At 62.6% G+C, this 16,529-nt stretch carries 16 protein-coding genes; 8 read left to right on the forward strand and 8 right to left on the reverse strand.

Annotation, left to right across the window (positions count from 1 at the left end; translation table 11 throughout):
- Positions 1-391 precede the first annotated feature (391 nt).
- The 3 genes from AB7008_RS36310 to AB7008_RS36320 all read left to right on the forward strand — a co-directional run bounded on the left by AB7008_RS36310 (position 392) and on the right by AB7008_RS36320 (position 1,605).
- A complete protein-coding gene (locus AB7008_RS36310; protein ID WP_014493429.1) occupies positions 392-796 on the forward strand; it encodes a baeRF12 domain-containing protein in 405 nt (134 codons plus the stop codon).
- Positions 797-1,042: 246 nt separating this feature from the next.
- Positions 1,043-1,216 carry a hypothetical protein gene (locus AB7008_RS36315; protein ID WP_193375691.1) on the forward strand — a complete coding sequence of 58 codons (174 nt, stop codon included), beginning with the start codon at positions 1,043-1,045 and terminating at the stop codon, positions 1,214-1,216.
- An 8-nt stretch (positions 1,217-1,224) separates the two neighbouring features.
- The gene (locus tag AB7008_RS36320; RefSeq protein WP_244464182.1) at positions 1,225-1,605 is read left to right on the forward strand and encodes a hypothetical protein; all 381 of its coding nucleotides are present in this window, start codon (positions 1,225-1,227) and stop codon (positions 1,603-1,605) included.
- A 178-nt stretch (positions 1,606-1,783) separates the two neighbouring features.
- On the opposite strand, the gene tenA is transcribed toward AB7008_RS36320, so the two are convergent.
- The 5 genes from tenA to AB7008_RS36345 all read right to left on the reverse strand — a co-directional run bounded on the left by tenA (position 1,784) and on the right by AB7008_RS36345 (position 7,004).
- Complete coding sequence (gene tenA / locus AB7008_RS36325; protein WP_248879216.1) at positions 1,784-2,458, reverse strand: thiaminase II; 675 nt, start codon at positions 2,456-2,458, stop codon at positions 1,784-1,786.
- A 241-nt stretch (positions 2,459-2,699) separates the two neighbouring features.
- Entirely contained in the window at positions 2,700-3,560 is an 861-nt protein-coding gene (locus tag AB7008_RS36330; RefSeq protein ID WP_014493426.1) for a carbohydrate ABC transporter permease, read from the reverse strand.
- Positions 3,557-4,444 (reverse strand): carbohydrate ABC transporter permease, encoded by an 888-nt coding sequence (locus tag AB7008_RS36335; RefSeq protein ID WP_304490910.1) that lies wholly within the window; start codon positions 4,442-4,444, stop codon positions 3,557-3,559. Before AB7008_RS36335 ends, AB7008_RS36330 begins: the two co-directional genes overlap by 4 nt.
- Before the next feature lie 65 nt (positions 4,445-4,509).
- A complete protein-coding gene (locus AB7008_RS36340) occupies positions 4,510-5,853 on the reverse strand; it encodes an extracellular solute-binding protein (RefSeq protein WP_304490911.1) in 1,344 nt (447 codons plus the stop codon).
- 113 nt (positions 5,854-5,966) lie between these two features.
- On the reverse strand, positions 5,967-7,004 hold the full coding sequence (locus AB7008_RS36345; protein WP_028156896.1) for a LacI family DNA-binding transcriptional regulator: 1,038 nt from the start codon (positions 7,002-7,004) through the stop codon (positions 5,967-5,969).
- Between the two features lie 128 nt (positions 7,005-7,132).
- On the opposite strand from AB7008_RS36345, the gene AB7008_RS36350 reads away from it, so the two are divergent.
- The 4 genes from AB7008_RS36350 to AB7008_RS36365 are packed head-to-tail and all read left to right on the forward strand — an operon-like array spanning position 7,133 to position 11,111.
- The gene (locus tag AB7008_RS36350; RefSeq protein ID WP_304490912.1) at positions 7,133-7,912 is read left to right on the forward strand and encodes a glucosamine-6-phosphate deaminase; all 780 of its coding nucleotides are present in this window, start codon (positions 7,133-7,135) and stop codon (positions 7,910-7,912) included.
- Positions 7,909-9,057 (forward strand): N-acetylglucosamine-6-phosphate deacetylase, encoded by a 1,149-nt coding sequence (locus AB7008_RS36355; protein WP_304490913.1) that lies wholly within the window; start codon positions 7,909-7,911, stop codon positions 9,055-9,057. Before AB7008_RS36350 ends, AB7008_RS36355 begins: the two co-directional genes overlap by 4 nt.
- A gap of 10 nt (positions 9,058-9,067) precedes the next feature.
- Positions 9,068-10,114 (forward strand): Gfo/Idh/MocA family protein, encoded by a 1,047-nt coding sequence (locus AB7008_RS36360; RefSeq protein WP_304490914.1) that lies wholly within the window; start codon positions 9,068-9,070, stop codon positions 10,112-10,114.
- Positions 10,104-11,111 carry a Gfo/Idh/MocA family protein gene (locus AB7008_RS36365; protein WP_304490915.1) on the forward strand — a complete coding sequence of 336 codons (1,008 nt, stop codon included), beginning with the start codon at positions 10,104-10,106 and terminating at the stop codon, positions 11,109-11,111. The genes AB7008_RS36360 and AB7008_RS36365 overlap by 11 nt, the downstream gene beginning before the upstream one ends.
- A gap of 237 nt (positions 11,112-11,348) precedes the next feature.
- Here the strand turns inward: AB7008_RS36365 and AB7008_RS36370 are convergent, their stop codons facing one another.
- The 3 genes from AB7008_RS36370 to AB7008_RS36380 all read right to left on the reverse strand — a co-directional run bounded on the left by AB7008_RS36370 (position 11,349) and on the right by AB7008_RS36380 (position 14,387).
- The gene (locus tag AB7008_RS36370) at positions 11,349-11,882 is read right to left on the reverse strand and encodes a methyltransferase family protein (RefSeq protein WP_304490916.1); all 534 of its coding nucleotides are present in this window, start codon (positions 11,880-11,882) and stop codon (positions 11,349-11,351) included.
- A 338-nt stretch (positions 11,883-12,220) separates the two neighbouring features.
- Complete coding sequence (locus AB7008_RS36375; protein ID WP_028152046.1) at positions 12,221-12,856, reverse strand: response regulator transcription factor; 636 nt, start codon at positions 12,854-12,856, stop codon at positions 12,221-12,223.
- A gap of 313 nt (positions 12,857-13,169) precedes the next feature.
- Positions 13,170-14,387 carry a sensor histidine kinase gene (locus AB7008_RS36380; RefSeq protein WP_441260351.1) on the reverse strand — a complete coding sequence of 406 codons (1,218 nt, stop codon included), beginning with the start codon at positions 14,385-14,387 and terminating at the stop codon, positions 13,170-13,172.
- 522 nt (positions 14,388-14,909) lie between these two features.
- Here AB7008_RS36380 and AB7008_RS36385 point away from each other — a divergent pair.
- Complete coding sequence (locus AB7008_RS36385) at positions 14,910-16,496, forward strand: DcaP family trimeric outer membrane transporter (protein ID WP_441260352.1); 1,587 nt, start codon at positions 14,910-14,912, stop codon at positions 16,494-16,496.
- Positions 16,497-16,529: the final 33 nt, after the last annotated feature.

Below are 16,529 nucleotides of genomic sequence, written 5' to 3' on the forward strand. Positions count from 1 at the left end.
GATCGCTAAAGCTCGTCCTGGTCGAAACGGACGCGATCTCCATCGCTGCCGCGTGCGTGGCGCGGTTGCGGTGGGTGGCGTTCGCGACGTAGCCGACCCGCGTCGAGACGACGCCGGGTAAACGCCGGCAGAGGGAAGCGCCGTAGTCCCGTCGCGGCGCCAAGCGTCTTTCAGTCATTCCGATAACGGTCGGCTATCGACTCCATAGCGAGAGGTGATTTTGCTTTCGACCGCCATGGACTCAATCTTCGAGCGATCGTCGACCGGCCGGGAAGGCGTTCTCCAACGCAGCGACTTCTCGTGCCGGGAGCTTAAGAGCCGCAGCAAGACGCCGGCTGACAAGTACATTGCCCGCCGTGTTGGTGCGGGATCGTGAACGGGAGGTCTTTCGATGATTCTGCCTACCGGTGCGACGGTAGCTGTCGCTGACGGCCAGACGATCCGCCTGTTCCACAATACGGGCGTGAAACCTGGAGTGCACTTGGTCGAGATCACGGCGGCTCCGCCTCAGTCCGCCCACTCGGGCTCGGGTGCGCGGCATCGTACCGGCTCTGCCAACCCCGACGGGAGGCGGCTCGTCGAGGACGACTTCGCGGCAGCGACGGCCGCTTTCCTGAACAAGCTCAGCCTGGACGGGACCATAGAACACTTGGTCGTCGTCTCCGACCCCAGAACCCTGGGAGAGATGCGCAAGCACTTCAATCGCGACCTGAGAGACAAGATCTTAGGGGAGCTCGTGAAGGACTTTAGCCGGCGTCCGATCGAGGACATCGCCTCACTGATCGCCGACGCCTGACGCCACCGCCGACCGTAGAGCGAACTTCGCCCTTCGTGACCATGGCAGGCTCGGAACGCCCTCGGGGGAATTGGTAGCGGGAGAGGGCTACCTACGGTCTAGTGGGATTATTTCGCACATTGACCGAGGTGACACCGCGAGATTTGAAATAAAAAGTGAAGAGAAGACCGGGGATATTCCTCAAAGCTGACTTGATCGCTCCCTTCGCTGACTTTCTCAGCGCAACTAATTGATGAGTAAGTAGTGATGACTGATCAGCAATTAGCCCTGGAAGCGATTAGCGACGCGCAACTCATATTGGAAAAGTTCCTTCAGCCCCGTCCCAAGGACCATGCGCGTATCCTTGAAGAGTTGGTGGAAGTTCTCGAGCGGCCCGCTTTAATCGTTGCTGTAAGTCGTTTGCAGCAACACGGCAATTGAGCCCGCCCATGCGCAAACCACTCCAAGCGTTTTCTTTAACCGTTGGCATTGTTGCGCTCTCATCGTTCGAAACGACCAGTCTGCATGCCAAGCAACAATGCAGCGCCGCAATGCCGCCAAATCCGCAAGGGCAATGGTGGTCCTACCGTATCATCGACGGACGAAAATGCTGGTACGCGGGCAAACCCATGCTGTCGAAAGCATTGCTGGAATGGCCTACAGAGCAGCGTCCCCAACCCGGTTCTCGCGGGGAAGCTACAGGTATCCTCATTGCTAACAAGCCCGGCAATCCTCTCGATGCACAAGCGTTGGCGCTGAAAGAGGGCTCCGACACGTTTGAAGAGCGATGGCGTGCCAGGATCTCCATCTCCAACACTGCACGCGACTGAACAATACTAATGACTTGGCGATCCTGCATCTCGCCTATCGTTGGCGAGGACAGCGCTTGCGCACCGGGGACCTCGTTCACGTATTGAAGTGGTCTCGCAATCCAAGACCAATAGCAGCCTGCCCCGATGCGATTGACTGGTTGACCTTCGGGTTATGAGCTTGACGATTGCCGAAGGGCTATTCGACACGCTGGCCCACACGCCAGCCCATTTCCCAGAAGTCTGCCTCAAGCCGAGTGGCTTCCTTGAAGATGGCAATCAGTTCTGCCTCGCGAGCCGGCGTCGCGTAGAGATCGGCGAGATGCTCCAAATGCGCACGCGCTTTCGCCGCGACCTCCTGGTATGGCGCGCCAGCGTACTCGTCGATCCAAATCCGATAGGCGTTCGTCCCGGCGTCCGCATCGGGGCGCGAGGCGAGCCGCGTTGCGATCTCCGCGTACCCGATCACGCAGGGGGCAAGCGCCACCTTGAGTGCCAGCAGATCGCCGCGCATTCCAGCATCGAGCACGTAGCGTGTGTAGGCCAGCATCTCGACCGCCGGAGGAGTTTGTTCAAGGTCACTCGGGGATAGACCCCAACCGGCACACAGCTTCACATGAAGGCTCATTTCGACATCAAGGATGGCCGACAGGCCGGCCGCAGCTTCACGCATGTCGGCAAGCTTGGGCGACTTGTAGACGGAGAGCGCATAGGCGCGCGCAAACTCGATGAGGAACAGATAGTCCTGAGCAAGGTAGTGACGAAATGCGGCTTCAGGGAGCGAGCCATCTGCCAATCCGTTCGTGAAGGGATGCTCGGTGTAGGCCCGCCACTCAGCAGATGCTTCTGTCTTTAGACGCTCGAAGAAACTCACGATCCATTCCCGCCTGGCTTGCTTTCCTATGAACTTTTTTACTCACTTCCAGTCAACGCGAACCAAGACGCTGACCTTGGCAGACCGCGGCGACTAGCCGGCAGGATGCGAATGGAAATTCGCTTGCCGTCGGTCGCCGGGAATGACTGGCGTAGTCACACTATCACCGACGGAACGAAATGCGCCAAGTTCAAGTTTCGATCGCAGACCTGCCGCACCAGTTTCGCCCAGAACCAACCCGTCACTCCTTCAGGCCGCTGGAGGCCACGCCGCGCACGAAATTTCGACGCATCAGCGAGAAGAACAGTGCGCTCGGAACCAGCGCCAGCGCCGCGGCCGCGCTGAGGCGACCGATGTCCACGGTGAAGCCGGTCTGAAACAAGGCGAGCCCAACCTCGAGCGTATAGGTTTCCTTGTTGGTCATGACGACCAGCGGCCACGCGAAGGCAGTCCAGGCCTGAAAGAACGCCAGCACGGCAAGGGCGCCCAACGGGCCTCGCATCAGCGGCAGCACGATCCGCAGGAAGATCCAGAGCTCGCCCGCGCCATCCACCCGGGCAGCCTCCAGCAGTTCGTCAGGGATCGACGTCATCACATATTGCCGCACCAGGAAGATGCCGAAACTCATGATGAGATAGCCGACGAGGAGCCCGGGCCAGGTGTTCAACAGTCCGGCGGACTGGACGTTGAGATACAGCGGGATCATGTAGACTTCGAAGGGAACGACCGCCGTCGCGATGATCACGCCGAAGATGACCGGGATCCCCGGCAGATCGAACTTGCCGAGCACATAACCTGCGATCGCCGATGTGGAGACGATGCTCGCGGTCGAGAGTGTCGCGAAGATCAGCGAATTTCCGATCCAGCGAAACAGCGGCGTTTCGCGCAGAACGCTGACGATGTTGTCCAGCGTCGGCTGGTGCGGGATGACGGTCGGCGGCCACGCCAGCAGCTCCGGCGGCGTCTTGAACGCGTTGCTGATCAGGAAGACCAGCGGCAGGAGCATCATCAGGCTGACGGCGCCAAGAACGGCGTCGATCACGAGGCCGACGACACCGTTCTGACCAACGACGGACGGATGCTCGCGTTCGTGCTCGCTCATGCGCGGCTCCTGTCGCGGAACAGCCTGAACTGCGCACTGGTCAAAATCAGGACGATGACAAGCAGGACGACGGCTTCGGCGGCAGCGTAGCCGACCCGGTAGTTACGAAAGCTGTTTTCAAGCATGTCGAGGACGAGCACCCGGACGAGATGCCCCGGCGCACCCTGGACATCCGATGCCAGCACGAAGGCCTGCGCATAGATGTTGTAGGACGAGATCAGCGTGATGACCGACACGTACAGCATGACAGGCTTTAGCAGCGGCACGGCGATGTAGCGGAAGGCCTGAAACGACGAGGCGCCGTCGAGGCGCGCCGCCTCGTAGAGCGCCTCCGGGACGTTCTTCAGCCCGACCAGGAAGATCAAGACGGCATAGCCGATCGCTTGCCAGGAGCAGAGGACGATCAGGCACACCAGCGACAGGACAGGGTCGAACAGCCATGACTGGGCCGGAATCCCGACAAGGCTGATCAGGGCGTTGAGTGGTCCGAGCCGGGCGTCGAAAATCCATTTCCAGGCCATCGCCGCCGGAACCAGCGAGACGACGTGCGGCAGGAAGACTGAGGCCTCATAGACACCGCTGCGCCGCAGCGCCTGCCGGGTGTTGATCAAGGCGGCGAGCACAAGCGCGACGGGGATGGTGATCGCTACGACGCTAAAGGCGATGATGGTGGTGTTGAAGATCGCTTCGAGAAACAGCGGATCGCTCGCCAGCTCGACGAAGTTGGCGAGACCGACGAACGGCTTGCGCCGCGAGATGATATTCCACTGGAAGAGGCTGAGCCGCAGCGTCTCGATGATCGGATAGACGCGGATACAGCCATAGAGGCCGAGGACCGGAAGCAACGCCAGAACTGGAAACAGCCATTTCGGCGTAGTGCGCATGTATCCTCCGGCAAGCGCCGGTCAGCCACCGGCGCCTGGATTGAGTGGGTCCCTGTCGATGGAGTCTAGGGTTTGGCCAGCAGGTCTTCCCGGGCCAGGATCTTGTCGCTCTCCTCGGCCGCGGCCTTCAGAAAAGCATCGATCGCGGCGTCGCTGCCGGCCAGCGATTTGTCGGTGAACGCCTTCTCCAGCCGCGCCGCGAGCCGGGTGAGGATTTCGCTGGCAGGGCTGATCGCCGGGACCGTGAAGAAGACGTGGCCGGGCGGCGTGTTGACGAAGGCGTCGAGCTGCGGGATTTTCTTGAGCACGGCGGAGTAGTCGAGGCCTTTGCGGTTCGGAACCCAGGCCGTGTTCTCGAGCAGCCAGAGCAGATTTTCCGGCTCGTTGGCCTTTTGCACGAAATCCCAGGCGATCTGGCTCTTGGGTCCCTTGTTCGGCACGTAGAGATCGACCGGGACCATCAGCGTGCCCTTGGGCAGTGGAGCCGTGGCGTATTTGAGATTGGGCGCCTTCTTGGCGACGTCGCCGATCACCCAGGATTCCCGGATGAACATCGCGGTCTGGCCGAGCTCGAAGGCCTCCGCATCGGCCTTCATCTCGGGCGTCACCGTCCGATAAACCACGACGTTGTCGAGATACTGCATGAGCGCGGCGCGGCCGGCCTCGCTCGCATAGGCGGCGCGCCATTTTCCGCCCTTCTCCTGCAACAGCGTTCCGCCGTGATTATAGAGGATGGTCCAGTACTTCTCGGCGATGCCCGAACCGCCGCCGCTGAGACGCAAGCTCCATCCGCTCACCGTTGGCACGCCGGACGCATCGCGCTGCGCGAGCTTCTGCGCGTAAGCGGTGTAGTCGGCCATGGTCTTGGGCGGACCGTCGAGGCCGGCCCTGGCGAACATCTCGGTGTTGTAGAACAGCGCGCCCTGCCCCTGGAATAACGGCACACCGAAGATCTTGCCCTCGTACATGGCGGTCTTCACGCGCGTCATGTCGTAATTGGCTTTGACGAAATCGACGATCGACGCCGGCGGCTCCGGGATGAGGCCGGCCTCGAGATACCGTGCCGCCTCGACCTCCATCTCGATGACGTCCCCGGCCGCGCCTGATGGAAGCGAAAGTGCCAACCGCTTCTCGTGCTCGCGTAGCGCAATGGCCTCAACGCTGATTTCGAGATCCGGATATTTGCTCTTCAGCTGGTCGCCGACGCGCTTGTAGAACGGGGCCAGATCAGGCCACCCGCTCCAGATGGTCAGCTTCTCCGCCGAAGCAGGAGACGCAAACGCCGGCACGGCGGCAGCGAGCGCCAGCGACAGCGCGGCCGATATCCATGACCGGCGCCCCGAATTCGCCGGGCGAATGTTGTCCTCGGAACGCGTGATGTAGCCGAACCTGCCGACGGGTCTCATCATGAGGGTCATTCTCGCAATACAGAATGGGACAAATCCTGCGAAAAAGCTCGCATGCAACCGGTTGCGTGTCAATTGCGATCCGTTGCCGCTTTCGAAGGCCATTGATGAAATCGTCAGCGGCCTCGCCGCTTCAAAGGCGCAGGCCCGGTCGAGGCGCGAATGACGAGATGGGAATTCAGCTTGTGGCGGATCTCGCCCGACACGCCGCCATTCATCTGGCTCAGCAGCAGACCGACCGCGACGTCGCCGGCATCGGCGCAGCGCGCCGACACGGTGGTGAGCGGAGGGTAGGTAGTTTCGCCGAGGACGTCGTCGCAGCCGACGACACTGAACGATTTGGGCACCTCGACATCGAGCGCAGCCAACCCTGCCATCAAGCCTTGAGCGACAAGGTCGTCGAACGCGATCGCCGCGGTGACGCCGCTGGCGACGATCTGCGTGGCCGCCAGACGGCCGGTGTCGTAGGAGGGTGGACGCGCGGGCACGGCGATCACCTTGAGCCCGCGCTTCTCCGCCTCGCGCCGGACGGCGTTGCGCCGTTGCTGGTTCGACCACGACGTCGTGGGGCCGCTGACATAGGCGATGTGCCGGTGCCCCAGTTCGGCCAGATGCGCGATCGCGGCCGCCACGCCCGGCGCGGTGTCGATCAGGACCCGCGTAATGCCTTCGATATCGCGATTGATGAGCACCAGCGGCCGGCGCGTCGCATGACGGCGGATACGCTCTTCGTCCAGGCGCGACGAGGCGAGGACAAGTCCCTCCACCTGGCCGATGAAGCGGCCGACCAGCAACTCCTCTCGCGCGGGATCCTCGTCCGAATTGCCGAGGAAGACGCACAACCCGGCCTGGTCGGCGCGCAGTTGCGCCGCCCTGATCAGCGGCGGAAAGAACGGGTTCGCGACATCCGAGACGATGAGCGCGACGTTGCCGTGGCGTCCGGTCGAAAGCGCACGCGCGACCTGGTTCGGCACATAACCGAGCTTGGCCGCGACTTCCTTGACGCGCCGGACGGTCTCCTCGGTCAGCATCTCCGGCCGCGAGAAGGCGCGCGATACGGTGGCGCGCGAGACCCCGGAGGCCTTCGCGACCTGACTGATCGTCGGCACGACCGATGGACGTCCCTCCCCGCCGCTATCGGAATCGCGCTCCACCGCAGGCCGCCTCCTCTGCATACCCTTCACCTAGACATGCCCCGACCGGGCCCGGGGCGCAAGCTTGACATGCAACCGGTTGCATCACATTCCGCTCGAGGGTAAGGTGCAGGCCCGGCAGACCATGGATGAGCATGACGGCTTCGGTGACTCCCTCAATCGCGACGTTTGAAACGCGGGATGCGATGGGCCGGGCGGCCGCCGCGGACGTCGCTGCTGCGCTCCGCGACCAGCTCGGACGACAGAGCAACGTGCGGATGATCTTCGCGGCGGCACCGAGCCAGACCGAGATGCTGGATGCCCTTGCTCGCGAGCGCGATATCGACTGGCGGCGCGTCACAGCCTTCCACATGGACGAATATCTCGGACTTCCCGCGGACGCGCCGGAGCGCTTCGGGGCTTGGCTGACGCGTCACTTGTTCTCGCGCATCGCTTTCGGCGCGGTTCACCTGATCGGGCAGGAGCCGGATCCGGAGCGGGTAGCAGCACGCTATGCGGCCCTTCTCGGCGAAGCCCCGATCGACATCATCTGCCTCGGAATCGGCGTGAACGGTCACCTCGCCTTCAATGACCCGCCGGTCGCCGATCTGCACGACACCAAGTCGGTCAAGATCGTCGAGCTCGACGCAGTGTGCCGGCAGCAGCAGGTTGACGATGAGTGCTTCCCGACGCTCGGCGATGTTCCGACACATGCGATCACGCTGACGATTCCCCGGCTGCTGGATGCCGACCGGCTGTTTTGCGTCGTGCCCGGCGCGTCCAAACGCGCCGCCGTCGAGCGATCGCTATACGGTCCGATCGGGGCCGAGTGCCCGGCGAGCGCGCTCCGCACGCATCCGCGATGCGCGCTGTATCTCGACCAGGATTCAACGCCGCCGCAGCTCTCACTGACACCGGTGCGCGCATGATAGATCCGGCAACGCGCGTTTCGGGCCGCGATCCGGAGACCGGACAGAATCGCACCATCGTTATTCAGGACGGCCGGATCACGGACATCGTTCCCGGCGGTGACGATGACGGACTGTGGCTGTCGCTCGGCCTGTTCGATCTGCAATTGAACGGCTTTGCGGGCTGCGATCTCAATGGCCGTCCTGATCTCCAGACGGTCCGCGATCTCGTCACGGCCGTCCACAACAGCGGCGTGTCGCGTTTTGCCCCTACGCTCATCACGGCATCGCATAATGCGATTATCGATGCATTGCGCACCATTGCGCAGGCGCGCGACAGCGATCCGTTTCTCAAGCACGCAATGCCCTTCGTGCATGTCGAAGGCCCGCACATCGCGCCAGAAGATGGTCCGCGCGGTGCGCATCCGGCCGAACATGTCAGGCCCCCGAGCCTCGACGAGTTTGACGCGTGGCAGGCGGCCTGCGGAAATCTTGTCGGCCTCGTGACGTTGTCGCCGCATTGGCCGGAAACGGACGCCTATGTGCGCGGCCTTCATGCGCGCGGCGTCCGTGTTGCCCTCGGCCATACAAGCGCGGCACCGGATCAGATCTCCGCCGCCGTCGCGGCGGGCGCAATGTTGTCGACGCATCTTGGCAACGGCATCGCGGCCACGCTGCCGCGACATCCCAACCCGATCTGGTCGCAACTGGCCGAGGACGGGCTGTGGGCGAGTTTCATCGCCGATGGTCATCACCTTCCTCGCGAGACCTTCAAGGCCATGCTGCGCGCAAAGGGGCTGGAGCGATCGATCCTGGTGTCGGATGCCGCCGCGCTCGCGGGTTGCGCACCCGGAATCTACGACGCGCCGATCGGCGGCAAGGTCGAGTTGAAGGCGAACGGCCGGCTGGAAGTCGTCGGCACATCCTTTCTGGCGGGCGCAGCCGTCAGCCTCGTGTTCGGAGTAGCCACGGCCAGACGCATGGCCGGATTGACCCTGGCTGAGGCGTTGAGGCTCGCGACGGTCAATCCGCGTCTGCCGTTCAACCTGCCTGCGCTGACGGTGGGAGCACCGGCCGACCTGCTGCGCTTCCGTCTCGGCGAGGATGGGTCGCTCGCGCCCGAGACCGTCTATGTCGCGGGCCGACCCTATCGCTGCAACTCTTGAGGACTGAGACATGAACCGGCTTCGCATCGGGTTGATCGGTCCGGGAGCGATCGGCGAAACACACGCGCGGGCAATACGGGCGCTCGACGATACCGTCTTGTCCGCGATCGCCGGCGGCACGCCTGAGCAAATTGCGGCGTGCCAGAATGGCGAAGACGTCCCGGCATTCGCGACCACCGAGGCGATGCTGGCCAATGCCGGGATCGACGCGGTCGTGGTCTGCACCCCAAGCGGCGCGCATCATGACGTCGCGCTTGCTGCGATCGAGGCGGGACGGCACGTGCTGGTCGAGAAGCCGCTCTGCGTCGATCCGGCCGAGGCGGCGTCCCTGGTCCGTGCCGCCGAGCGCTCGCAGCTGACCTGTGGCGTGGTTTCGCAGCGCCGTCTCGAACCGCAGCACCAGGCGATCAAGACCCTGCTCGACACTGGCCGGCTCGGACAGCCGCGCCTGATCGAGGCGGCGATCCATTGGTACCGCTCCGACGCCTACTATGCGGAGAAGCCGTGGCGCAGCGAAGCCGAGCATGGCGGCGGCTCGCTGTTCAATCAGGGCGTTCACAATCTCGACCTGATGCTCTGGCTATTCGGAGCCGTCGACAGTGTTCAGGGCAAGACGGCGACGCTCGGACACACGCACGCCGTCGAGGACACGACGGCGGCGCTGCTCTCCTTCGCGTCCGGCACGTTAGGTGTGATCGTGACGAGCACGGCGCTGCCTCCAGGACGGCCGGCCGTGCTTCGACTGTTCACCGATCGCGGCAGTTGCGAGCTCGCAAACGACAGCATCGTGCGCTGGGATTTTGCTGATGTTGCCGAGCCGCCAAGCGCCGCCGGGGTTGGGAGCGCCGCGAGCGATCCCAAGGCGATCGGGATCGAAGGACATGTCGCGCAATGGCGCGACTTCGTTCAAGCCGTCCGGGAGCGACGGCCGCCTGCGAGCACGTTCAGGGATGGGTTCGAAGCTGCGAGACTGGTTGACGCCGTCTATCGCTCGGCTGCCGAAGGTCGCGCCGTCAGCCCCAATGAGATCGCAGCGGAGGCCATTCATGCCAGCTAGCTCCGAGGTGCTCGACATCGCCATCATCGGCGCAGCCCACCCGCATGTCGAATACGTGCTGTCAGAGATCGCTGTCAGAACCGACGTCAGGGTCGTGGCCGTCGCCGACCATGACCCAGCGCGGCGCACCGAGCTCGAACGACGTACGAAGACGCCCGGCTACGCCGACCCGAATGCGCTTCTGGATGCGCATCGGGTTCGGGCCGCAGCAGTCTTCACTGAATTCAGTCTTCGCGCTCCAATCGTCGTCGAACTTCTACGCCGCGGCATCTTCGCCATCGCCGATAAGCCCATGGCCGTGACCCTGGCCCAGCTCGCGCTTATCGAGGAGACGCTCGCCGGGCGCAATTTGCTCACCCTTCTGCTCGAGAAGCGGTTTTATCCGGTCACGCTCGCGCTCCGATCCGTGATCGACAGCGGCCAACTTGGAGACATTGTATCCATCACTGCAACCGGGCCGCACAAGCTGGTCCCAAGCCGACGCCCGGCGTGGATGTTCGAACCATCAACCTATGGTGGCATCCTCGCTGACCTCACGGTCCACGATATTGATCTGGCCCTTTGGTTGACGGGATACACCAGCGGCACGATCAGCGGCTGGATTTCGTCGACCCCGGCTGCCGGCACGACGAACTTTCCCGCGCTGGGGCGTGCTATTCTCGCCTGCGATGGCGGACCGGAATTCGCGATCGAAGTCGACTGGATCCAGCCCGAAGCATCGCCACGGCACGGCGACTATGCCATGCGGATCTCCGGGACAAAGGGTCGTGCTGACGTTCTGTTCGCGGAAAATCGACTGCTCGTCGAGACGGCGACGAGACCCCGGCGCGAAATCGACCTGCCCGTGGGCGCCTCGCCCGCAAGCTTCGTCTTTGATCATCTCGCGCGCGGCGAGACCTTGCAGATTGCGGCAAACGAGGCCCTGCGCGCCACGCGCATCGCAATACTTGCTCAGGAGAGTGCGGCCAACGGCGGAAAACCCATGCGATGGAGTTAGCCAATGGCGAGCTGCTGCTCGCAGCGTCTCAGCCAGGACGAGAAGCGCATTCGCGCGCCCGAGGCACAGGGCTGAGAACTAGTTCCGAGCGAGTTTGTCGTATCGCGTTGGGATGCCCCTGAAACCCAACCGCTTCGCCGATGGGGAGATGTTCTTTTCCGAGGGCCGTTAGCGTGCCTGCTCGCGGCGCCGGTGAAGCGGTCGCGAGCAGCGGCTCGCACAACCGCGGGCCACCGATCATTTCGACCGCCATGGGGTCATCCGCGGTATCCAGCGCGGGACGGCGGCGCGGAACGTCTCGTACTCACTCCCAAACGTCTGCTCGAGCGTGGGTTCTTCGTACGCCACGACGAAGACGTGGAAGAAGAGCCAGAGCAGCGCGCCGTAGACGATGAGGCGCGAATCGCCCATCAGCACCGCTTGACCCAGGATGATGGCAACGACCGCGACGTATATTGGATTACGCACATAACGGTACAGTCCGGTCACCACGAGATTCCGGGTCGGCGCGATGGGCGCGGGGGTGCCGAGACCCTGCAGCGCGAAACGCGCAAATGCGTCAACGAGCCCAGGCACGCCTGCGAGAATCATTATCGCGCCGATGCCGCGCGTCAGCTCCAGACCAAGGAACGGCGGCCGGAGTTGCCAACCCGTGATCGACCATGGAATGAGCCCCGCCAGCGTACATGGGGCGACCACGAAGAAAGCCGCCGAGCCCAGGACGGCAATGGTTCGTTGCACCACGGTTCCCGACACTGGCTGAGAGCTCATTCCAAGCTCCCCTTCATGGTTTCCCGTCGTCATCCGGGTGCCGGCACCTTATCCCAAAAGAGGAAACCGCGCACGACCAAAGCCAGAATGCCACGGCGGCTGCCGGTCAGCCAGGTGTGCCGAGCTCGACGTTGTATCGTCGAATTCGGGAGATCAACGTCGTGCTTTCGAGCCTCGGGCCACTGGAAGGAAATGCCCGGATGCTCCTGGAGTGGGTCTGCCCAAGTCCGGACCTTTGGCAGCACCGCTGTCGCTCCAGCGAAAATCGCGGCATTTCCAACGGGAGAGCGCGTTGTCGCTGACCACTAGCGAGGCGGCGACTCGTATTGAAAGCTCCATCAAGGATTGACGAGCTTTCTACGAACCGCGTAGCGGACCAGCTCGGCCGTCGATGACATTCTGAGCTTGCGCATCGCTGACGCGCGGTGGGTCTCGACGGTCTTTACGCTCAGCTTCAGGATGACGCCGATCGACTTGTTGGTGTGTCCCTCTGCAATAAGCTGGACAACGCCCTGCTCGCGCGCGGTGAGCAGCATGTCGGACGTATTCTGCTTGCCGGCCTGGTATTCGTGGAGCAACTTCTCCAACAGAACGCCCGTAAAGTAAGGTCTGCCATCGAGCAAGGCCTCGATCGCGAAGATCAGGTGCCTACTGGCGTCCGATTTGAACAGGAAGCCGCGAACGCCAGCCAGGATGGCTTCTGTCAGCAATTCCTCATTCTCGTGCATCGTCAGGATCAATACTTCGGTGCGCAGGTGCATCGACTTGAGGCGGCGGCTGACCTCAAGTCCGTTCATCAGCGGCATCGAATAGTCGGCTATCACGACGTCCGGACGCGTCTCCACCGCCACGGCAACAGCCTGCTCGCCGTTGGTCGCCTCTCCGCTGACGATCCAGTCTGAACGGGTCTCAACGATCGCTCGGAGCCCGGAACGTACGACTTCATGATCATCCGCAATCACGATGCGTTTCACGGCGTCGTTCCCGTATGCGGGCCCAGAACCTGTCGGGCAATGGATGGAGATTTCCAGCAGTCAGGTGTGCCAATCTACCGATTATCCTCCAATGGGTTATCCTACAAAACCCTGATATCTCCGGGCGGATGTACCAAACATCGGCGTTTCCAATCAGATATCGACGGGTCTTGCCCGCGCGCAGCCCAAATCGGACCGCTACACGACTATCGTCGATCAGCCTTCGTTTCGTGGAGGGAACTCCGGGAACCGACGGACAGAGACTGCCTGCCCTCGGGGTCCCTGATCTCCGTCATTCCGTGCACACGCTGGCTTATGATTTCAGTGACGCGCGCCGGCTGCGCCTTTTGGTCATGAGACCATGCGGGAACACCGCGCAGAGCGTCGTGCCGGAATGTCGCGGTGCAAGATCGGACCGGATTTCGAACGTGCCCCCAAGCTGCTTAAGTCTCGCTCTCATGGCGCGAATGCCGACACCGGGCGATATCGCACGGTTGCCACGTTTTGTGTGATCGACCGGAAAACCGCGGCCGTTGTCGCTGATCGTCAGATGGAAGTGACCCTCGATCGCCTCGACGACGATCCTGACCTCCGTCGCCTTCGCGTGGCGGAATATGTTCGTGAGCGCCTCCTGAATGACCCGCAGCACCGAGAGCTGGCTCGCGTAAGGTAGCTTATCGACGGCGGCGGGTATCCTCGTGCTCACCCGCAACGACGTACGTGCACCAAACCCCATGGCATGCTGCTCGATCGTCGCCTTGAGTCCCCGGTCCGTCAGATCCTGGGGGTGGAGCAGATAGGTCAGGGAACGGATTTCCTTGAGTGCCGCGTCGATCGACGCGTCGATATCATCGCAAAGCCGCTCGACGCCGCGCGGATTATCGAGGCAAGTGCGGACACGCATCACACCAAGACTGGCGGCAACCAGCTCCTGGCATGTCGAATCATGAAGCTCCGATGCGATCCGCTGGTGGATGTCCTCGCGGATGGACATCAGGCTGACGTCCCTGTGAAGGAAAGCAGCCTCTTCAGTCACACCGTCGAGCCCCTCCTTGTGGAGTAACCGATGACCGCCAATCAACCGGGTCGCGTTGCCGGCCATGGGATGGAAGATCGGAACAACGGTTGTCTCGACATCCCGCAGCAAGCCGCCGAGCATCAGACTGTGCTGGGTTTTGGCCTCGGTTCCTTCCGCAAGACATGCCTGGAGGATTTCACAAAGACGCTCGGCGTCTTCCTTGGCAAGACATTCGAAGACGTCCAGCTCTCGGACCTCCCGCTGCGACATTCCAAGGAGAGCCTCGAAGGCCTGATTGATTGCCTCGTACACGAAGCGCCCGCCACGTGAGGGGCGGACCGCGAAAAGGAGCTCTTCGGAGTGTGTCCAATATGAGCGATCGCCAATTGCGTCCTGGCCAATCAGGTCATCGTCGATAAAGGGACGCGCCGGCTCGCAAGCAGGAGAACTGTGTGGCTTCACGGTACGCACCCAACTTTCCGGGTCGTTTTCGAGGTCAAACTCAACGCTCAATCTCGAAAGCTCCCCTCTCCAGTCGTCCCAGCATCGATCACCGGACTACAGGAAACGCCCTAGGGAATAGATCGGATTATACGCTCGATCTTACCCTCAGCCAGCAGGTTGTATTCTCCGAAGACCAAAACCTCGCATGACTGGCATGAATTCCGGCATATGACTATGCAGTTCGTGCCACGCAAATATGGCGGCGACACCCAAGACGCGACGATACGGGACGCAGCGCAGCGATCGCTTTCTGCGCTGCAGGATGATGTTGAGCCGACCGAGCGCGATGCAACCGCGCTGCGGTACAACCGAAATAGCACAATCCTGCCGAAAATTTCGACCTTCGATGGAGCTGGCTTGCGATCGCTGGAATCAAGCGCAAAACTCGATGTGCCCCGAACGTGCCAACAGGAGGCTTGCGTGCGAACATTCCGAGCGCTTTGCGGCGTTGCATCAATCGCAATATTTTCCGGTCCGGCTTTGGCACAGACACCCGCCAGCCAGGAGCAGAAACCTTCCATGGAAGAGTTGATGCGCCGTCTCGATGCGCTGCAAGCCCGCGCAACCGAAGGTGACAAGCTGATCAGCGTGCTGCGCCATCGCGTCGACGAACTCGAAGCGCGCGATAAGCATTCGAAGTCCCAGGCCGCCACCGCGCGTCGTGACGTCGTCGCACCGACCGCCGGGCAAAAGCCGTCTGCGATTCCGGTTGCGTCGGCTGAGCCGCGAATGACTGCGAATGCTGCGGTCCCTCCACAGGCCGCGGCGGCGCCCATTCCGGGCCTGCGTCCGCCCGAACCGATGGGCAGTCAGTTCGACGGCGAAGGCGAGGACGCGCTGCGTTCCGATCTCCCGGGTTTGTCCTTGCGCATCCCGGGTGCGCAGTCCGAGGTGCGATTCTACGGTTTCGCGAACGTCAATGGCTATCACGACTTCAATGGCCGCAATCAGTCCGATGCGCCGACAGTGCAAACCATTCCGCTGTCCGGAAGCCCCGCCGACATCCAGGGAGGCGATACCGGATTGTCCGCCCGGTTCAGCCGCATCGGTATGGATACGCGCACGGCGACCGCCTGGGGCACTCTGGAAACCCGCGTGGAAGGCGACTTCGGCGGGGGCACGGCAGCCTCACCCAATGCGGTCTTTCGGCTCCGTCAGGCCTGGGGCGAGGTCGGCACCGAACAGTTTCGTGTCCTGGTCGGCTGGGCGAACAGCCTGTGGAACGAGGGCGTTTATGAAACCCTGAACTTCTCGACCAATCTCAACCAGTCATTCGTGCGCCAGGCGCAGGTCCGGGCGACCGCGACATTGGCTCCGGGGTTGACCGGGCACGTTTCGATCGAGATGCCGGATACGCAGTACACGTCCGCGGCCGGCGTATTCACGCAGATCAGCACCCCGGCTGGCTTTGGTGGATTGAGTCCGTCATTTGCCTCCGTGCCCGATCTGCTCGGCCGGCTCGAATACCGGAACGATGGCCTGGGCCTCGACCTGCGCGGCCTGCTCCGCGATCTCACCATCCGCACGGCTGGTACCGCGGCGGCGCCGCCGGCGGTCGAGCGCAATACCGCCGGTTGGGGTGTCGCAGGTAGCGGTCGCTTCCCAATGCGATGGCTGTCACCAGCTTTCGGTCCGGACGAGCTGGTTGGCATGGCCTATTACGGCCAAGGCATCGGGCGCTATTTCGGCGGCAATACCTTCGGCCAGGATGCGCTGTCCAACATCGGCCTGCCCGGCGTTGTCGATCCCAGCCTCGACGCCCTGCCGACCTATGGTGCGAGCGCAGGCTACCGCCGCTTCTGGACACCGCAATTGCGCAGCAATTTCGTCTACTCCTACGCATGGCAGCAATATCCGTCCTATGCGCAATTGTTCGTGCCGGGATCTGCCTCGGCGACGTCGTTGAACAGCACCATGCAGCAGGGGATCGTCAATTTGATCTGGAGCCCGTTCGCCGAGCTTCGTGGCAACAGCGTCGGGACCGGATGGCTCGACGTCGGTCTTGAATATGTCTACTCCCATCGGGACGTGTACGGCGGCACCGCAGCAACAGCCCCGGTCAGCATCGGCTCTGGTACCGCCAATCGCATCCTTGGCTCGGCCACTGTGCGGTTCTGAAGACAGCCTTGTTGCTTCGCAGGCAGACATGGA

This window comes from Bradyrhizobium sp. 521_C7_N1_3 (genome assembly GCF_052075975.1).
Lineage (GTDB): Bacteria > Pseudomonadota > Alphaproteobacteria > Rhizobiales > Xanthobacteraceae > Bradyrhizobium > Bradyrhizobium japonicum.

What these genes read in the sequence shown, in the direction of transcription:
- AB7008_RS36310 (WP_014493429.1), top strand. Translation starts at nt 392, where the DNA reads ATGATTCTGCCTACCGGTGCGACGGTAGCTGTCGCTGACGGCCAGACG.
- AB7008_RS36315 (WP_193375691.1), top strand. Translation starts at nt 1,043, where the DNA reads ATGACTGATCAGCAATTAGCCCTGGAAGCGATTAGCGACGCGCAACTC.
- AB7008_RS36320 (WP_244464182.1), top strand. Translation starts at nt 1,225, where the DNA reads ATGCGCAAACCACTCCAAGCGTTTTCTTTAACCGTTGGCATTGTTGCG.
- AB7008_RS36330 (WP_014493426.1), bottom strand. Translation starts at nt 3,560, where the DNA reads ATGAGCGAGCACGAACGCGAGCATCCGTCCGTCGTTGGTCAGAACGGT.
- AB7008_RS36335 (WP_304490910.1), bottom strand. Translation starts at nt 4,444, where the DNA reads ATGCGCACTACGCCGAAATGGCTGTTTCCAGTTCTGGCGTTGCTTCCG.
- AB7008_RS36340 (WP_304490911.1), bottom strand. Translation starts at nt 5,853, where the DNA reads ATGATGAGACCCGTCGGCAGGTTCGGCTACATCACGCGTTCCGAGGAC.
- AB7008_RS36350 (WP_304490912.1), top strand. Translation starts at nt 7,133, where the DNA reads ATGAGCATGACGGCTTCGGTGACTCCCTCAATCGCGACGTTTGAAACG.
- AB7008_RS36355 (WP_304490913.1), top strand. Translation starts at nt 7,909, where the DNA reads ATGATAGATCCGGCAACGCGCGTTTCGGGCCGCGATCCGGAGACCGGA.
- AB7008_RS36360 (WP_304490914.1), top strand. Translation starts at nt 9,068, where the DNA reads ATGAACCGGCTTCGCATCGGGTTGATCGGTCCGGGAGCGATCGGCGAA.
- AB7008_RS36365 (WP_304490915.1), top strand. Translation starts at nt 10,104, where the DNA reads ATGCCAGCTAGCTCCGAGGTGCTCGACATCGCCATCATCGGCGCAGCC.
- AB7008_RS36370 (WP_304490916.1), bottom strand. Translation starts at nt 11,882, where the DNA reads ATGAGCTCTCAGCCAGTGTCGGGAACCGTGGTGCAACGAACCATTGCC.
- AB7008_RS36385 (WP_441260352.1), top strand. Translation starts at nt 14,910, where the DNA reads ATGCGCCGTCTCGATGCGCTGCAAGCCCGCGCAACCGAAGGTGACAAG.